This is a genomic window from Minwuia sp. (genome assembly GCF_048007105.1).
GTDB lineage: Bacteria > Pseudomonadota > Alphaproteobacteria > Minwuiales > Minwuiaceae > Minwuia.
Map to the genome: position 1 here is coordinate 161,818 of NZ_CP180352.1, position 15,627 is coordinate 177,444.

Annotated in this window: 17 protein-coding genes; 7 read left to right on the top strand and 10 right to left on the bottom strand. The window is 65.5% G+C overall.

The annotated features are described in order from the left end of the window. Nucleotides 1-36: 36 nt before the first annotated feature. Both ACMVY4_RS00775 and ACMVY4_RS00780 read right to left on the bottom strand, forming a co-directional pair. Nucleotides 37-1,611: a TolC family protein gene (locus ACMVY4_RS00775; RefSeq protein WP_416898307.1), complete on the bottom strand. Its 1,575-nt coding sequence runs from the start codon at nucleotides 1,609-1,611 to the stop codon at nucleotides 37-39. Nucleotides 1,612-1,627: 16 nt separating this feature from the next. Continuing rightward, a complete protein-coding gene (locus ACMVY4_RS00780) occupies nucleotides 1,628-1,948 on the bottom strand; it encodes a DUF1476 domain-containing protein (protein WP_416898308.1) in 321 nt (106 codons plus the stop codon). A gap of 265 nt (nucleotides 1,949-2,213) precedes the next feature. On the opposite strand from ACMVY4_RS00780, the gene purC reads away from it, so the two are divergent. The 6 genes from purC to grxD are packed head-to-tail and all read left to right on the top strand — an operon-like array spanning nucleotide 2,214 to nucleotide 6,756. After that, the gene (gene purC / locus ACMVY4_RS00785) at nucleotides 2,214-2,975 is read left to right on the top strand and encodes a phosphoribosylaminoimidazolesuccinocarboxamide synthase (RefSeq protein ID WP_416898309.1); all 762 of its coding nucleotides are present in this window, start codon (nucleotides 2,214-2,216) and stop codon (nucleotides 2,973-2,975) included. A 32-nt stretch (nucleotides 2,976-3,007) separates the two neighbouring features. Continuing rightward, a complete protein-coding gene (gene purS / locus ACMVY4_RS00790) occupies nucleotides 3,008-3,250 on the top strand; it encodes a phosphoribosylformylglycinamidine synthase subunit PurS (protein ID WP_416898310.1) in 243 nt (80 codons plus the stop codon). 4 nt (nucleotides 3,251-3,254) lie between these two features. Continuing rightward, the gene (gene purQ, locus ACMVY4_RS00795) at nucleotides 3,255-3,920 is read left to right on the top strand and encodes a phosphoribosylformylglycinamidine synthase subunit PurQ (RefSeq protein ID WP_416898311.1); all 666 of its coding nucleotides are present in this window, start codon (nucleotides 3,255-3,257) and stop codon (nucleotides 3,918-3,920) included. After that, nucleotides 3,917-6,145 carry a phosphoribosylformylglycinamidine synthase subunit PurL gene (gene purL / locus ACMVY4_RS00800; protein ID WP_416898312.1) on the top strand — a complete coding sequence of 743 codons (2,229 nt, stop codon included), beginning with the start codon at nucleotides 3,917-3,919 and terminating at the stop codon, nucleotides 6,143-6,145. The genes purQ and purL overlap by 4 nt, the downstream gene beginning before the upstream one ends. Before the next feature lie 13 nt (nucleotides 6,146-6,158). Beyond that, entirely contained in the window at nucleotides 6,159-6,392 is a 234-nt protein-coding gene (locus ACMVY4_RS00805; protein WP_416898313.1) for a BolA family protein, read from the top strand. A gap of 25 nt (nucleotides 6,393-6,417) precedes the next feature. Next, nucleotides 6,418-6,756: a Grx4 family monothiol glutaredoxin gene (grxD, locus tag ACMVY4_RS00810; RefSeq protein WP_416898314.1), complete on the top strand. Its 339-nt coding sequence runs from the start codon at nucleotides 6,418-6,420 to the stop codon at nucleotides 6,754-6,756. Nucleotides 6,757-6,773: 17 nt separating this feature from the next. Here the strand turns inward: grxD and ACMVY4_RS00815 are convergent, their stop codons facing one another. Both ACMVY4_RS00815 and ACMVY4_RS00820 read right to left on the bottom strand, forming a co-directional pair. Further along, a complete protein-coding gene (locus ACMVY4_RS00815; RefSeq protein WP_416898315.1) occupies nucleotides 6,774-8,819 on the bottom strand; it encodes a PAS domain S-box protein in 2,046 nt (681 codons plus the stop codon). A gap of 145 nt (nucleotides 8,820-8,964) precedes the next feature. Beyond that, on the bottom strand, nucleotides 8,965-9,594 hold the full coding sequence (locus tag ACMVY4_RS00820) for an NAD(P)-dependent oxidoreductase (protein ID WP_416898316.1): 630 nt from the start codon (nucleotides 9,592-9,594) through the stop codon (nucleotides 8,965-8,967). Between the two features lie 65 nt (nucleotides 9,595-9,659). On the opposite strand from ACMVY4_RS00820, the gene ACMVY4_RS00825 reads away from it, so the two are divergent. Next, nucleotides 9,660-10,244 (top strand): TetR/AcrR family transcriptional regulator, encoded by a 585-nt coding sequence (locus ACMVY4_RS00825; protein WP_416898317.1) that lies wholly within the window; start codon nucleotides 9,660-9,662, stop codon nucleotides 10,242-10,244. Here the strand turns inward: ACMVY4_RS00825 and glcF are convergent. The 6 genes from glcF to ykgO form a co-directional block, all read right to left on the bottom strand. Beyond that, nucleotides 10,241-11,530, bottom strand: a complete 1,290-nt coding sequence (glcF, locus tag ACMVY4_RS00830; protein WP_416898318.1) for a glycolate oxidase subunit GlcF — start codon at nucleotides 11,528-11,530, stop codon at nucleotides 10,241-10,243. The two genes, ACMVY4_RS00825 and glcF, sit on opposite strands and share 4 nt — an antisense overlap. Further along, nucleotides 11,530-12,744 carry an FAD-binding protein gene (locus tag ACMVY4_RS00835; protein ID WP_416898319.1) on the bottom strand — a complete coding sequence of 405 codons (1,215 nt, stop codon included), beginning with the start codon at nucleotides 12,742-12,744 and terminating at the stop codon, nucleotides 11,530-11,532. Before ACMVY4_RS00835 ends, glcF begins: the two co-directional genes overlap by 1 nt. A 151-nt stretch (nucleotides 12,745-12,895) precedes the next feature. Beyond that, a complete protein-coding gene (locus tag ACMVY4_RS00840) occupies nucleotides 12,896-13,249 on the bottom strand; it encodes an endonuclease domain-containing protein (RefSeq protein WP_416898320.1) in 354 nt (117 codons plus the stop codon). Then, nucleotides 13,249-14,736, bottom strand: a complete 1,488-nt coding sequence (locus ACMVY4_RS00845; RefSeq protein WP_416898321.1) for an FAD-linked oxidase C-terminal domain-containing protein — start codon at nucleotides 14,734-14,736, stop codon at nucleotides 13,249-13,251. Before ACMVY4_RS00845 ends, ACMVY4_RS00840 begins: the two co-directional genes overlap by 1 nt. Before the next feature lie 31 nt (nucleotides 14,737-14,767). Further along, nucleotides 14,768-15,379, bottom strand: coding sequence for an HAD family hydrolase (locus tag ACMVY4_RS00850; RefSeq protein WP_416898322.1), 612 nt, complete (start codon nucleotides 15,377-15,379; stop codon nucleotides 14,768-14,770). A gap of 20 nt (nucleotides 15,380-15,399) precedes the next feature. Then, complete coding sequence (gene ykgO / locus ACMVY4_RS00855; RefSeq protein ID WP_416898323.1) at nucleotides 15,400-15,525, bottom strand: type B 50S ribosomal protein L36; 126 nt, start codon at nucleotides 15,523-15,525, stop codon at nucleotides 15,400-15,402. Nucleotides 15,526-15,627: the final 102 nt, after the last annotated feature.

The following is a 15,627-nucleotide window of genomic DNA, read 5'->3' on the forward strand; positions in this document are numbered from 1 at the left end:
CTCCCTCAAGCGCCGGCAAGCGTCACGCCCTTAACACTATTCCGCGCGGTAGCTCCCGTCCCCCGCTGCCGAGAACCCGCACTGGCCGACGACTGCCGACTCCTCGACCGGCTGGGATTGCGCAACCGTCTGCGCGTCCAGCTGGCCGAGTGTATTCAAAACCCGGAACGCTGCGATCTGTGAATCGTAGAATGCGTTCACGAAGTTAATGCATGCCGAATAAAGCTCGTTTTCTGCGTCCAGAACATTGATGGCCGTCTCTTTTCCGGCTTCTCTCAGTTCGACGCGGGACTGGAATACCTCACCGGCAATATTCATGGCGTTCCGGAGCAGGTTCGCCCGCTCGCGCGCGACTTCCATTTCGTGCCAGGAGATTTCCATCAACTCGATGGTCCGGCGCGTGACGTCGCGGCCGCTCTGGATGGCTTCCTGATAGCGCGCGCCGGCTTCGGCCGTGTTGGCCGGGGTCAGCAGGCCGTCGAACAATGCCCAGGTGGCTTCCAGCTTGATGGAGAAGTCACGGCGCACATCCTCGACGCCGGCCAGGTTGTTCTCGATGTTCGCGGAACCGACCAGATCCAGCACCGGATAGTAGCCGGACTGGGCGCGGCGGCGCTCGGCCTTGGCCGAATCGGCCTGGGCGTAGGCGATCCGGATGATCGGGTTGTCCTTCTCGATCTTCTTTGCGGCCGCTTCCTGCGATTCCGGAAGCATGGCCGGCGTCGGCGCCAGCGCCGTCATCTGGTCGAGCTCGGGAGGGCCGCCGAAGACCTGACGGTAGGTCGAAAGCGAATCCTTGAACGCGCCATCGAAGGCCAGGCTCTGTTCCCTGGCGATCTGCAGCCGGGACTTGGCCAGCAGCACGTCGACGCTGATGCCGGAGCCGCGGGACACGCGCTCGTCTTCCAGTTCCAGCTGCTCGCGGATCGCCCGCTCGTTGCCGGTGTTCAGCCGGACCAGTTCGCGGTTGCGCAGCACGTTCAGATAGGCGGTGACACCTTCCAGGACGATGTTCTGGCTGACGGCCGTGAGGGTCTCGTCGGAGGCGCGGATCAGCGCCTTGGCGCTGTTCATCCCGGCATAGGTGGCGAAGCCGTTGAAGAGGTTCTGGCGGACTTCGAGGGTGGCGTTGGTGGCGAAGAGCTGTTCGTTCTCCAGGCCCGCCTGCCGAGTGGCCAGCGAATTGGTGTGTTCGAAGCCCGCGCCTGCAGTGACATTCACCTGCGGCAACAAGGGAGCCCGCTCCCGCTTCAGGTTCTGCCGTGCCGCCTCGAGCGCCTGACGCGCCGCAAGAATCTGCGGATGCTGATCCACAAGCGCCTGCACCGCCTCATCCATCGGCTCGGCGTGAACCGCGTTGGACGCCATTACCGACGCACAGACCGCGGCCGTCAGGCCCAGCCCTCTAGCGACTTTCAGCATACCAATCACCCCGTCAATCCGCCCGGACGGTCCACGCCACCCCTCAACCACCGGGGCGCAAATCATCCTGATTAATCCGCAACATACTGTAGCCGCGAAGACAACGACAAGCGCCACTGCATGCAATTTCGCGGCGGACGCGCCTCGTGTTACAAATGCACCACACCTCTGAACGCCCCTGGCGAGCAAAGGGCGGAAGTCTACGCTACTCCTGCGCGACCTGGGCCCGCGCCTCTTCCAGAAACTCCTGCATGTGCCGGCGCAGCCGGTGTTCGGAGATGTCCAGCTTGTACTCCTGGACGTCGGCCCAGACCTTGCGGAACACGTCCTCGTCGCCCGGCTCCTCGAAGTCGGAGGCAATGACCTGCTTGGCGTAGGCGTCGGCGTCGGCGCCGCTCATGCCCATCTGTTCGGCCAGCCACAGGCCCAGCAACTTGTTGCGGCGGGCCTGAGCCTTGAATTCCTTTTCCCCGTCGAGCGCGAACTTGGTCTCTGCCGCCTTCTTGCGATCGTCGAATCCAGCCATGGAGAAACTCCCGTTTGAAGCTGCCGCAGGCGCTCCGCGCCCGCCCAAATCTGACCTGCCGGTGTCATACCCCTACGCTGCGGTAGAGGCAATCGGAGATGGCCGTGAGCGTGACATCCGCGGCAAATTGGGCCCTCGTGCCCGCATTGCCCTCGGGGCCCTTGCGCTGTATGTTCCGCGCCTCACGCGGGGGTCGTGCCTGACCGTCCCCGCCTTCCCGCACTTCAGCGCCATCTGTAAAGGCGCTCAGGATGAGGCAACTCCGATGGCCCGCCGCAGACAGCTTTACGAAGGCAAGGCGAAGATCCTCTTCGAGGGTCCCGAGCCGGGCACCCTGGTGCAGTACTTCAAGGACGACGCCACCGCCTTCAACAATCAGAAGAAGGGCACGATCACCGGCAAGGGCGTGCTGAACAACCGCATCAGCGAATACATCATGACGCGGCTGAACCAGATCGGCGTGCAGACCCACTTCATCCGCCGCCTGAACATGCGCGAGCAGCTGGTGCGCCAGGCGGAGATCGTCCCGCTGGAGGTCATCGTCCGCAATCTCGCCGCCGGCAGCTTCGCGCAGCGCTTCAAGATGGAGGAAGGGACGCCCCTGCCGCGCTCGATCATCGAGTTCTGCTACAAGAACGACGAGCTGGGCGATCCGCTGGTGACCGAGGAACACATCACCGCCTTCGGCTGGGCCACCCCGCCGGAGCTGGACGACATCGTGCAGCAGACCATCCGCATCAACGACTTCATGTGCGGCCTGTTCCTGGGCATCGGCATCAAGCTGGTCGACTTCAAGATCGAGTTCGGCCGGGTCTGGGACAATGACGTCATGCGCATCATCCTGGCCGACGAGATCAGCCCCGATTCCTGCCGCCTCTGGGACGTCGACACCAACGAGAAGATGGACAAGGACCGCTTCCGCAGGGACATGGGCGACGTCGAGGAGGCCTACCGCGAGGTCGCGCGCCGGCTGGGCGTGCTGTCCGAGAGCAGCGGCGAATTCACCGGACCCAAGCTGGTCCACTGACAAGACACCAACGCGAAGGAGAACCGGCTCCGATGCAGGCGCGCATATTCGTGACGCTGAAGAACGGCGTTCTGGACCCGCAGGGCAAGGCGATCGAGACCGCCCTTCACAGCCTGGGCCATGACGGCGTCGAGGGGGTCCGCCAGGGCAAGCTCTTCGAGATCGAACTGAAGGGCGCCGATGCCGGCGCCGCCGAGGCGGAGCTGAAGAGCATGTGCGAACGGCTGCTCGCCAATACGGTGATCGAGAACTACCAGATCGAAATTGTCGGGTAGCGCCATGAAGGCTGCGGTCATCGTCTTCCCCGGATCCAACTGCGACCGGGACGTTCAGGTCGCTCTGCGCCAGACCACGGGCCGTGAGCCGGCCATGATCTGGCACGGCGACAGCGACATGCCGAAGCAGGACCTGGTCGTCCTGCCCGGCGGCTTTTCCTATGGCGACTACCTCCGCTGCGGCGCGATCAGCGCGCTCAGCCCGATCATGAAGGCCGTCGTGCGCCACGCCGAGGCCGGCGGCGCCGTGCTGGCCATCTGCAACGGCTTCCAGGTCGCCTGCGAGGCCGGGCTGCTGCCGGGCGTGCTGATGAACAACGCCTCCGGCAAGTTTGTCTGCCGCCCCGTCGCCATGACGGTCGAGGCGACGGACACAGTCTTCACCGGCAAGTACGCCGCCGGCCAGCAGGTCTCCATTCCGGTGGCCCATCACGACGGCAACTACTTCGCCGACGAGGCCACGCTGGAACGGCTGGAGGGGGAGAACCGCGTCGTCTTCCGCTACGCCAACGACAACCCGAACGGTTCGATCCGCGACATCGCGGGCATCGTTTCCGAAAACCGCCGTGTCCTTGGCCTGATGCCGCACCCCGAGCGCGCCGCCGATCCGGCGCTGGGCGGCACCGACGGCAAGGCGATGTTCCAGTCCGCGCTGGAGGCGCTGGCATGACCGCGCGCCCGAACGAGATCGAGATCACTCCGGAAATCGTCGCCGAGCACGGCCTGACGCCGGAGGAATACGACCGCGTCGTCTCGGCCATGGGCCGCGAGCCCAACATTACCGAACTGGGCATTTTCTCGGTGATGTGGTCGGAGCACTGTTCCTACAAGTCGTCCAAGGTCTGGCTGAAAACGCTGCCGACCGAGGCGCCCTGGGTCATCTGCGGCCCGGGCGAGAATGCCGGCATCATCGATATCGGCGACGGCGACGCCGCCATCTTCAAGATGGAGAGCCACAACCATCCGTCCTTCATCGAGCCCTACCAGGGCGCGGCGACCGGCGTCGGCGGCATCATGCGCGACATCTTCACCATGGGCGCGCGGCCGGTGGCGAACATGAACGCGCTGCGCTTCGGCAGCCCGGATCATCCGAAGACCCGCCGTCTGGTGTCGGGCGTGGTCGCAGGCATCGGCGGCTATGGCAACTGCATGGGCGTGCCGACGGTCGGCGGCGAGGTGAACTTCCACCCGGCCTACAACGGCAACATCCTGGTCAACGCCATGTGCGTGGGCACGGCGAAGGCGGACCGGATCTTCTATTCCGCGGCCGCCGGCGTCGGAAACCCCGTCGTCTATGTCGGCAGCCGCACCGGCCGCGACGGCATCCACGGCGCGACCATGGCCTCGGCCGAGTTCGACGACGACAGCCACGAGAAGCGCCCGACCGTCCAGGTCGGCGATCCGTTCACCGAAAAGCTGCTGCTGGAAGCCTGTCTGGAGCTTATGGCGACCGACGCCATCGTCGCCATTCAGGACATGGGCGCGGCGGGACTGACCTGTTCGTCCGTCGAGATGGCCGACAAGGGCGGCGTCGGGCTGGAACTCGACCTCGATGCCGTGCCGCAGCGGGAAGACGGCATGAACGCCTACGAGATCATGCTGTCCGAAAGCCAGGAACGGATGCTGATGGTGCTGAAGCCGGGCCGCGAGGACCAGGCCCGCGCCATCTTCGAGAAGTGGGGCGTCGAATTCGCTGTCGTCGGAAAGCTTACCGACACCGGCCGCTTCACGCTGACCCAGGGCGGCGAGACGGTCGGCGACATCCCGGTCCGTCCGCTGGTGGACGATGCGCCGTCCTACGACCGGCCCTGGACCGAGACCCCGGCGCCGGTGGCGCTGGACCCGGCAGACGCGCCGCCACCGAACGACTATGGCGACGCCGTGCTGAAGCTGGTCGGCGGATTCGACACCGCCAGCCGGCGCTGGATCTTCGAGCAGTACGACCATTCGGTCATGGCCGACACCATCCAGAAGCCGGGCGGCGACGCCGCCGTGGTCCGCGTCCACGGCACCGGGAAGGCGCTGGCGATCTCGACCGACGTCACGCCGCGCTACTGCTTCGCCGATCCGGTCGAAGGCGGCAAGCAGGCGGTGGCCGAGACCTGGCGCAATATCACCGCCGTCGGCGCGACGCCGCTGGCGATCACCGACTGCCTGAACTTCGGCAATCCCGAACGCCCCGAGATCATGGGTCAGTTCGCCGGCTGCATCCAGGGCATGGGCATGGCCTGCCGCGCCCTCGACTATCCGGTCATCTCGGGCAATGTCTCGCTTTACAACGAGACCAACGGCAAGGGCATCCTGCCGACGCCGGCGATCGGCGGCGTCGGACTGCTGAAGGACTGGTCGAAGATGGTGAAGGTCGCCCTGCCCGGCGACGGGCTCAGCCTGATCCTGATCGGCGACACGGCGGGACATCTGGGACAGAGCCTCTATCTGCGCGAAATTCTTGGCCGCGAAGAGGGTGCGCCGCCGGCGGTCGACCTCACGGCCGAGCGCCGCAACGGCGACTTCGTCCGTGGCCTGATCCAGGACGGCACCGTCGCCGCCTGCCACGATCTCTCGGATGGCGGACTGGCCCTGGCGCTGGCCGACATGTGCATCGCCGGGGACCGCGGCGCCACCGTGACGCTGCCGGAACCGACCGCCGAGGCGCACGCTTTTCTCTTCGGTGAGGATCAGGCACGATACGTGATTGCGGCAGCCGATGCGGTCGGCGTTCTCGATCGCGCGGCCGCAGCTGGCGTCCCTGCCACGGAGATCGGCGAGAGCGGTGGGGCCGAGTTGACAGTCACAGGGCTCTTCACCATATCCGTCGCCGATTTGCGGAGGGCTCACGAGACCACGCTTCCCGCCTGGATGGCCAACAGCGCCGCCTCGGCGGCCGTGGCCTGAAGGGAGAGACGAGATGGCAATGGACCCGGGCGACATCGAAAGCCTCATCCGGGAGGCCCTGCCGGACGCGCAGGTAACGATCACGGACCTTGCGGGGGACGGCGATCACTACTCCGCGCACGTCATCTCCTCGGCCTTCGAAGGCAAGTCGCGGGTGCAGCAGCACCAGATGGTCTACAAGGCGCTGCGCGGGCGCATGGGCGGCGAACTGCACGCCCTGGCCCTGCAGACATCGGCCCCGGCCTGACCGGCGCCGCAACAGGAGATTGAATATGGATCAGGTGACCCAGGATCGTATCGACGAAGCCGTGAAGGCCAACGACGTGATGCTCTTCATGAAAGGCACGCCCGTCTTTCCGCAGTGCGGCTTCTCCGCGGCGACGGTCCAGATCCTCAGCTATTTCGGGGTCAAGTTCGGCTCGATGAATGTTCTGGAGGACATGGAAATCCGCCAGGGCATCAAGGAATACTCCGACTGGCCGACGATCCCGCAGCTCTATGTGAAGGGCGAGTTCGTCGGTGGCTGCGACATCGTCCGCGAGATGGCCGAGAGCGGTGAGCTGGAAGAGCTCTTCCGCCAGAACGGCATCGAGGTCAACGCCGCGGCCTGACGGCCGCGGGACGTCCCCTAGCAGCGCAGGTCCGGGAAATCGACGATGGTGCCAGATTTCTGCTGGTCGCCCTCGCCGGCGACGGGCATCGACAGGCTTACCGTCGTGCCCTTTCCGGGTTCGCTGACGAGTTCCAGCGATCCACCGTTCATTTCCATCAATTGAACGGAGATCGGCAGGCCAAGGCCTGTCCCGCCGTTGTCCGCTTCGTAGATTCCGCCAAGACGTTCGAACGCGGACAGCGCCCTGGAAATGTCCTCGGGCGGAATGCCCGGACCGTCATCGGAAATCTGGATCACTGCGATCTCGTCGCCCAATGTATCCAGCGAGAGCTCAACGGTTCCGCCCGGATTCGAGTACTTGATCGCGTTGCCGGTCACATTGATCAGGACCTGCAGCAGGTGCCGCCTGTCGACACACACCTCGGTGCCGCGGACGGCCAGGTCAACGACCCTGATGTCCCGGCGCTGTGCGAGGCCGCCGACCATTGTGATGCAATCGTCGATTGCCTCGGCAACGTCGAATACCGAGAGGTCCACGGCTTCCTTGCCCGCTTCGATGCGCGAGAGATCGAGCACGTTCGATATGAGCGACTTCAGGTGGCCAGCAGCAGAATGGATGTCATCGACATATTCCTGATTCTTGTCGCTGCCCACCGGGCCGAACATGTTCACCTTCAGGGCTTCCGAGAAGCCGAGGATGGCGTTCAGTGGGGTGCGGAGTTCGTGGCTCATGTTGGCGAGGAAGGCCGACTTGGCGCGGCTGGCCCGCTCGGCCGCCTCGCGGGCCTGCCGAATCTCCTCGTTCGCCCGCCGATGCTCGCTCATGTCGATGATCGAGGCGATGACATAATCGCCATCGTCGGCGACGACCGGGTTGAGGCCGATCTCGACCGGAATTTCGCGCCCGCTGTGGTGACGGCAGGTGAGTTCGGAGTTCAGCCCCATGGAGCGTTGCTCGGGTTTGGCCATGTATTGTGACATCAGACGCCGATGCTTCTCCCGAAGTCGTTCGGGCAGGAGCATGTGGACGGAGTTGCCGAGCATTTCCTCCCTGACGTAGCCGAACATGAGCTCCGCCTGCCGGTTGACCATGGCGATCCGACCAAGGCTGTCGACCATGATCATGGCATTCGGCGCCGCTTCGATGCTGAGCCGGAACCGTTCGTTGAGGCGCGCAATCCGTTGCTGCGATTCCTCGCGCTCCGTCGTGTCGGCCCCGACGCCCCTGTAGCCCTTGAACGCGCCGTCAATGGCGTATACTGGCTCGCCGCTGATTGTGAAGTGGCGCCTTCCGGTCGGGAAGTCCGCCCAGATGCCGAAGCCACGGAACTGCTCCCGCCTGGACACAAGACCCTTGAACGCAAGGGTTGTCTCGGGATCAGAAAGCTTCGAGAGGACCGAGATCGGATTGCTCGAAATCCACTCTTCCTGGGGAATGCCTGTCAGCTCGCCGAGTTTCTCGCTGACATGAGTGACGAGACCGTCAGCATCGGTCTCCCAGAACCAGTCGGCCGAGACCGCGGCGAAGGCCCTGAACCGGGCCTCGGATATCGCCAGATCGGCCGTGCGCCGGCGGATTTCGTTCTCGCGTTCATCCAGCGCGACCCGCAACTGTTCTTCCGCATGACGCCGCTGTTCGATCTCGGTGCGCAGGCTGGCGTTGACAGTCTCGAGTTCCGAGGGCGCCGGAATGGCGAGAAGCTTCGGCAGCAGCGGCCAGACGACGATTGCCGTGCCCAGGGAGACCACGGCGGTCACCGCCTTGACGGCGCCCTGAAGACCGTAGACCGGGTACCAGAGGGTTATCACGGCGACCAGATGTGTGAGGCCGCAGAACAGGATGAAGGTGAAGAAGAGCGCCAGCGCGGGCTTGAACTGCCCCAGATCCGTGCGCTTCCGCCAGAAGACCAGCATCGCTACGGGGATCGCCGTGTAGGAGGCAAAGATCAGCAGGTCGGAAACGATGTGGGTATACAGAACAGGCGGATTCCAGGCGAGGCAGTACCCGTGTGGCGTGTAGCCCCCGACCGACAGAAGGAATTCCGATATCCGTTCCAACATGGGCGATTCTTACGGCCCGTTCCCTTAAGGAAAGCTGAACCGGAACTCATTCCGGCAACAAAAGTATATTCAATTCCCAACAAAGTTGAACCGGATACAGAGATGCCGTTTCGGCAACCCTGTATCCGGTTCGTGGGCCGGCTCATCAGTACGAGACCGCCGGCGCCTGGTTCATGTATTCCGCGTCCGCAACCTGACGCACGAGGAAATCTGCAACGTCCGCGTGTGAAATGCCCGCCTTGCCCGGGTTCCGCAGCACCGCTTCGCCATGGCGGTAGTAGCCGGTCAGTCCGCCGTCCAGAAAATGGCCGGGCCGCACGATGGTCCAGTCCAGCCCGCTTTCCCGGACCGCGGCCTCCTGAACCGTGTGGTCCGCCAGCACCCGCCGGAGCACCAGCGGGAACACCACCATGCGGTGAAAGAGGGGCATCCGGCGCCGGCTGTCGCCCACGCCGAGCGAGGACAGGCAGATCAGGCGCTTCACCCCGGCCGACTGCATGGCGGCAATGATGGTCCGGGTGCCGCGGGCCCTGAGACCGCTGGCGTTCATGAGCGGCACGCCCAGGGCGCAGATCACCGCATCGGCCCCTTCGACCGCCGCACGGACCGCTGCCGGATCCAGCACATCGCCTTCGACGACGCGGAATCCCTTCTCTTCGCGATGAAACTTGCGGCCGTCGCGGGTAAAGGCGGTCACCGCATGTCCCTCGGCCAGCGCCTGCGCGATGACCTGCCGTCCGACCTGACCCGTGGCTCCGAAAACCGTCACTTTCATATCTGTCTCCCTTGACTTGACACTGTGTCAATTGACACGCTGTCAAATATGGGCATCTTGACACCATGTCAAGCGATACTTCCCCGACCCGAGAGAGAATCCTGCAGGCGGCGCTCAGCCTGCTCGAAGCCGGCGGCGCGCTGCGCATGTCCGACATCGCCCGGAAGGCCGGCGTCAGCCGCCAGGCCCTCTATCTGCATTTCGCCTCAAGAGCCGAGTTGTTGATCGAGACCACACGGCACCTGGACCGGATCACCGGCTCCGAGGCGAAACTGGCGCCCAGCCGGGCCGCGAAGACCGGCCGGGAGCGCCTCGACGCCTTCGTCACGGCCTGGAGCCATTATCTGCCGCGGATCGACAATTCCGCCCGCACGCTGATCGCCCTGGCCGAGACAGATGCGGAGGCGCGGGAGGCCTGGAGCAAACGGATGCAGGACATGCGGGAAGGCTGCGAGGCGGCGATCGTGGCGCTGGCGCGCGACGGCGATCTCGCCCCCGATTGGCCCCCGGAGCGGGCGACGGACCTGCTCTGGACGCTGTTGAGCTACCAGAACTGGCGGCAGATGACAGGCGACTGCGGCATGTCCGACGAGGCCTACCGGGCCGAAATGCTGACGATGGTGCGGAAGCTGTTCGTGAAGACGGGTTAGCCCAGCGCAGCCGGCTTCGGGCCGCCCGTGGCCCAGTCGAGCAGTTCGACGGTGTGCACGACCGGCGCCGGGCCGCCATCGGCGATCTGGGTCATGCAGCCGATATTGCCGGCGGCGATCACGTCGGGCTTCGTGCGCTCGATGTTGGCCAGCTTGCGGGCCTTCAGTTGCGCCGCGATCTCCGGCTGCATGAGGTTGTATGTGCCGGCCGAACCGCAGCAGAGATGCGGCTCCGCCGGTTCGGAAACACGGAAACCGGCCTGTCGCAGCAGGGCCTTGGGCGGCTCGACGATCTTCTGGCCGTGGCGCAGCGAACAGGCCGAGTGATAGGTCACGGCCAGATCCTCAGGCGCCCGAGCGTCTTCGGGCAGTTCCAGGTCGGTCAGGAACTCGGTCACGTCCTTCGTCAGGGCCGACACCTTCGCCGCCCGTTCGGCCCATGCCGGGTCGTTGCGCAGCATGAAGCCGTAGTCCTTGACCGTCGTGCCGCAGCCGGAGGCGTTGATGATGATGGCGTCCAGACCCTCGCCATCGGCCTCGCGCGACCATGCGGCGACATTCGCCTTCACGCTGGCGAAGGCCTGATCCTCCATCCCCATGTGATGGGTCAGCGCCCCGCAGCAGCCGGCGCCCTTCGCCACGACGACGTCGCAGCCGAGCCGGGTCAGCAGCCGCACCGTCGCCTCGTTGATCGCCGGGTTCAGTACCTGCTGCGCGCAGCCGGTCAGCAGCGCCACGCGCTTCCGCCGCGCGCCCTGCGACTTGTGGGTCTGCGGCCGGTCGACGGCGGATGGCGACGGCAGTCCCTTTGGCGCCAGTTCCAGCATGGCCTTCAGCCGCCCGGAGAACAGACCGGCGAAAGGTTTGCCCGCCATCGCAGCGATCATCGCCAGGCGGAACCGGTTCGGATAGGGCAGCAGCATCGCCAGCAGGCGGCGCAGCGCCCGGTCCATGATCGGGCGGCGGTGATGCTCCTGGATATGGGCCCGGGCGTGATCGACCAGATGCATGTAGTGCACGCTGGCCGGACACGTGGTCATGCAGCTGAGGCACGAGAGACAGCGGTCGATATGGGTGACCACGTTCGGGTCCGGCGCGCCGCCGTCCTGCAGCATCTCCCGGATCATGTAAATGCGGCCGCGCGGACTGTCGCGCTCGTCGCCGAGCGTCACATAGGTCGGACAGGTGGCGGTGCAGAAGCCGCAATGCACGCAGGACCGTAGGATCTCGTTGGAGCGTTCGATGGCCGGATCGGCCAGCTGCGCGAGACTGAAGGAGGTCTGCATCAGACGCCCTCCACCATGCGGCCGGGATTGAGAATGCCCTTCGGGTCGAAGCCCTCCTTGATCCGCCGGGTGAGCGCCGCGACCGGGTCCGGCTGCGGCTGGAAAACCGGCACCGATGCGCGAAGCGCGTCACTGCCGCGGTAGAGCGTGGCGTGTCCTTCGCCCAGCGCGGCGCGAATGACGGCAGCGCCGCCGTCGTCCGCCTTGTCGACAGCCAGCCAGGCGAGCCCGCCGGCCCAGTCCAGAAAGGCGCTGACCGGCAGGACCGCCGATACCGCCCCGATGAAACGTCCGCTGTCGGACGGCGGCAACGACACCCGCCAGACCGGCCGGTCGCGTCTCAGCAGCGGCTGGACGTCGCGCACTTCCCGCCAGAAGGCTCCCGAGCGATGGCTGTGCAGTTCCTCGACCGCGCCGCGGTCCCTCATGGCGGCCTTCAACGCCCCGGCGCGGTGCTCCACCGACGGCCCGGGACCTTCGACCCGGAACGCCGTGACCGATGTCTCCGGATCGCGGACCAGATCGACTTCCAACTCCACGGCGACGTCGCCGGGCAGATGACAGACGCCGGAAACCTCGTGCGGCGAACCTGCGGCCTCGGACATGGCGGCAACAGCCGCTTCCAGCGACAGGCCGAAGACCAGCACCGTCCAGGTCTTTTCCGGCGCCGGCAACACCTTGAAGGTGACCTCCGACAGGGCCGCCAGCGTCCCGTGGCTGCCGCAGACCAGTTTCGACAGGTCGTAGCCGGTCACATTCTTCACCACACGGCCGCCGGACTTGAAGATCTCGGCTCGCCCGGAAACGCCGCGGAAGCCCAGCAGATGGTCGCGTGCCGCGCCGGCCTTGAAACGCCGAGGCCCACCCAGATTGCAGGCGAAGGCCGAACCGATGGAGCCGCCACCCGGCTCGGCGCCGTAGAGCCGGCCCAGATGCGGCGGCTCGAACATCAGGCACTGGTTCTTCGCGGCCAGCGCCGCCTCGATCTCCTCCAGCGGCGTCGCCACGCCTGCCGTCATCACCAGTTCCTCGGGCTCGTAGAGGCGGATGCCCGCGAATGCGGACAGGTCCAGGACCTTCGCGGACCCGGAGGGCCGCCCCAGCCCGCGCTTGCTACCCAGCCCGGTGACATCCAGCGCCTCCCCGCCCGCAGCCGCAAAGGCCACGCACTCGCGCAGGTGTTCCTCGTTCAACGGCTTGAAGGCCCCAGTCATAGGCGCAACGCTCCAGCTCCCTCCCCCTTGAGGGGGGAGGGCCGGGGTGGGGGTGAATCGGCGAAGCCGAAATGGCCTTCGGCCTCACCCCCCTCCCGGTGCTGCGCACCGACCTCCCCCTCAAGGGGGGAGGTGAATCTCGCGGCAAGCATCAAGGTTCGGCTCCGTCCAATGCGGAATCGATCTCAGAAATGACGCCTTCGAGATTCTCGTTCACCTGATTGTTCCAGAACCGGATGACACGATACCCGACTGAGGCAAGCCAGCGTGTACGGGCCTCGTCTCGCACCGCCTGGGCAGCATGTTGACCACCGTCCAGCTCAATCACCAGCTTCGCTTCGAGACAGCAGAAATCGGCAATGTAGGGCCCGATCGGGTGCTGACGGCGGAACCGCACCCCGGAACGCTGGCGATTGCGCAGTTGCCGCCAAAGCCGCCTTTCTGCATCCGTTGCATTCCCGCGCAGCTTGCGTGCGCGGCCTATGGCGCCAGAGATCGCTGGCATCAGAACCGCGGGAGGTCGGGGAAGGGCATCTTGCCGCCGTGGATGTGCATGCGGCCGAGTTCGGCGCAGCGGTGCAGCGTCGGAAAGACCTTGCCGGGGTTGAGCAGACCGTCGGGGTCGAAGGCGCATTTCAGCCGCTGTTGCTGCTTCAGGTCGATCTCGGTGAACATCTCCCCCATCAGGTCGCGCTTCTCGACCCCCACGCCGTGCTCCCCGGTCAGTACGCCGCCAACCTCGACGCAAAGTTTGAGAATGTCGTTGCCGAAATCTTCCGCCCGCTCCAGTTCGCCCGGCACGTTGGCGTCGTAGAGGATCAGCGGATGCAGATTGCCGTCGCCTGCATGGAAGACATTGGCGACCCGCAGCCCGTATTTCTCGCTCATCTCGTTCATGCGGACCAGCACCTCGGGCAGCCGGTTTCGCGGAATCGTGCCGTCCATGCAGTAGTAGTCCGGCGAAATGCGCCCGACCGCCGGGAAGGCGGCCTTGCGGCCGGCCCAGAAATTCAGCCGCTCTTCCTCGGATTCGCTGACCTTGACCGACACCGAATTGCAGCCGGCGCAGATCTCGCGGACGATCTCGGTCAGGTGTTCGACCTCGGCCGCCGGGCCGTCCAGCTCGATGATCAGCAGCGATTCGACATCCAGCGGATAACCGGCGTTGCAGAAGGCCTCCGCCGCATGGATGGCGGGCTTGTCCATCATCTCCATGCCGGCGGGAATGATCCCGGCGCCGATGATCTTCGCCACGCATTCGCCGCCCTCCGCGACGGTGTTGAAGCCCACCAGCAGACCCCTTGCGACTTCCGGCTGCCGGAGAATCCGCACCGTCACCTCGGTCACGACGCCGAGCAGCCCCTCCGAACCGGTCAGCACGCCGATCAGGTCGTAGCCGTCCGCGTCCAGATGCCTGCCGCCGAGGCGAATCACCTCCCCGTCGATGGTGACGATCTCCAGGCCAAGGATGTTGTTGGTCGTCAGGCCGTATTTCAGGCAATGCACGCCGCCGGAATTCTCCGCCACATTGCCGCCGATGGAACAGGCGATCTGGCTGGATGGATCGGGCGCGTAGTAGAAGCCTTCCGCCTCCACCGCCTGGCTGATGGCGAGGTTGGTGACGCCTGGCTGCACCACGGCGGCGCGGTTGGCGTAGTCCAGATCCAGCACGCGGTTGAACTTGCCCATCGCCAGCAGCACGCCGTCCGCCAGCGGCAATGCGCCGCCGGACAGCGAAGTGCCGGAGCCGCGAGGCACAACCTTGATGTTGTTCGCCTTGCAGAGCTTCAGGATACGGGCGACTTGTTCCGTCGTCTCCGGCAGCACGGCGATCATGGGCGGCTGGCGGTAGGCCGTCAGGCCGTCACATTCAAAGGCCTTCAGCGCCGCCTCGTCGACCACGACGCTGTCGGCGGGCAGGAAGGACCGGAATTCGGCGATCAGATCGCTGCGCTTCTCGAAAGCGGCCTTGTCAGGTTCCGGCATCTTCATGGATCGGCTCCCATGTTCCCCGTCGCCGAGCCTACAACAGACCGTGCCCTTTCAGGCAATCCTCCAGTCCGCCCGGACCCTGGAAGTGATGCGCGTGGAAACCGAGATCAGTCGCCGCGGCGATGTTGCGCGCCGAATCGTCGACGAACAGGGTCCGCGACGGCTCCAGCGGGCAGGTTTCGGCGGCATGGTGGAAGATCGCGGGATCCGGCTTCTTGATCCCGATGCGGCCCGAGACGACGACATGACCGAAGCGGTCCAGCCACGGGAAAGCATTCTCGGCGTGGGGAAAGGTCTCGGCGGACCAGTTCGTCAGAGCGTGGACGGCGACGCCTGCGTCGGATAGCCGCTCCAGCAGACCGACGGAACCGGCGATCTCGCCCTTCATGGTCTCCGGCCAGCGGGTCCAGAAGGCTTCGATCTCGGTCCGGTACCAGGGGTGGCGGGCGGCCAGTTCGGCGACATTCTCATCGAAGGGCACGCCGGCATCGTGGCGTTCGTTCCACGCCGCATTGCAGACATGGGTCAGGAAGTGCTCCATCTCGCGCGGACGTCCGGCGAAGAGCTTCCTGTAGAGGTGTCGGGGATTCCAGTCGACCAGGACGTTGCCGAGGTCGAACAGCACGGTATCCGGCGCGCCCACGGCGGCCGCCGGACGCAACGTCAGCCCTGACGCGCCTTCATGCGCGGGTTGCGCTTGTTGATCACGTAGACGCGTCCCTTGCGACGGATGACACGGCAGTTGCGGTCGCGCGTCTTGGCGGATTTCAGCGAGCTGAGGACCTTCATTTCAATCGTCTCCGTCGGCGCACGAGCAATAAGACCCTGCGGCCTGTTCTGACATTCCGAGCGGCGGCTTGTAGTCGGGCCCGGGTGCGCTGTCAACCGGCG

Coding starts and splice junctions, on each gene's coding strand:
- ACMVY4_RS00780 (WP_416898308.1), bottom strand. CDS start 1,948: ATGGCTGGATTCGACGATCGCAAGAAGGCGGCAGAGACCAAGTTCGCG.
- purC (WP_416898309.1), top strand. CDS start 2,214: ATGGCCCGCCGCAGACAGCTTTACGAAGGCAAGGCGAAGATCCTCTTC.
- purS (WP_416898310.1), top strand. CDS start 3,008: ATGCAGGCGCGCATATTCGTGACGCTGAAGAACGGCGTTCTGGACCCG.
- purQ (WP_416898311.1), top strand. CDS start 3,255: ATGAAGGCTGCGGTCATCGTCTTCCCCGGATCCAACTGCGACCGGGAC.
- purL (WP_416898312.1), top strand. CDS start 3,917: ATGACCGCGCGCCCGAACGAGATCGAGATCACTCCGGAAATCGTCGCC.
- ACMVY4_RS00805 (WP_416898313.1), top strand. CDS start 6,159: ATGGCAATGGACCCGGGCGACATCGAAAGCCTCATCCGGGAGGCCCTG.
- grxD (WP_416898314.1), top strand. CDS start 6,418: ATGGATCAGGTGACCCAGGATCGTATCGACGAAGCCGTGAAGGCCAAC.
- ACMVY4_RS00815 (WP_416898315.1), bottom strand. CDS start 8,819: ATGTTGGAACGGATATCGGAATTCCTTCTGTCGGTCGGGGGCTACACG.
- ACMVY4_RS00820 (WP_416898316.1), bottom strand. CDS start 9,594: ATGAAAGTGACGGTTTTCGGAGCCACGGGTCAGGTCGGACGGCAGGTC.
- ACMVY4_RS00825 (WP_416898317.1), top strand. CDS start 9,660: ATGTCAAGCGATACTTCCCCGACCCGAGAGAGAATCCTGCAGGCGGCG.
- glcF (WP_416898318.1), bottom strand. CDS start 11,530: ATGCAGACCTCCTTCAGTCTCGCGCAGCTGGCCGATCCGGCCATCGAA.
- ACMVY4_RS00835 (WP_416898319.1), bottom strand. CDS start 12,744: ATGACTGGGGCCTTCAAGCCGTTGAACGAGGAACACCTGCGCGAGTGC.
- ACMVY4_RS00840 (WP_416898320.1), bottom strand. CDS start 13,249: ATGCCAGCGATCTCTGGCGCCATAGGCCGCGCACGCAAGCTGCGCGGG.
- ACMVY4_RS00845 (WP_416898321.1), bottom strand. CDS start 14,736: ATGAAGATGCCGGAACCTGACAAGGCCGCTTTCGAGAAGCGCAGCGAT.
- ykgO (WP_416898323.1), bottom strand. CDS start 15,525: ATGAAGGTCCTCAGCTCGCTGAAATCCGCCAAGACGCGCGACCGCAAC.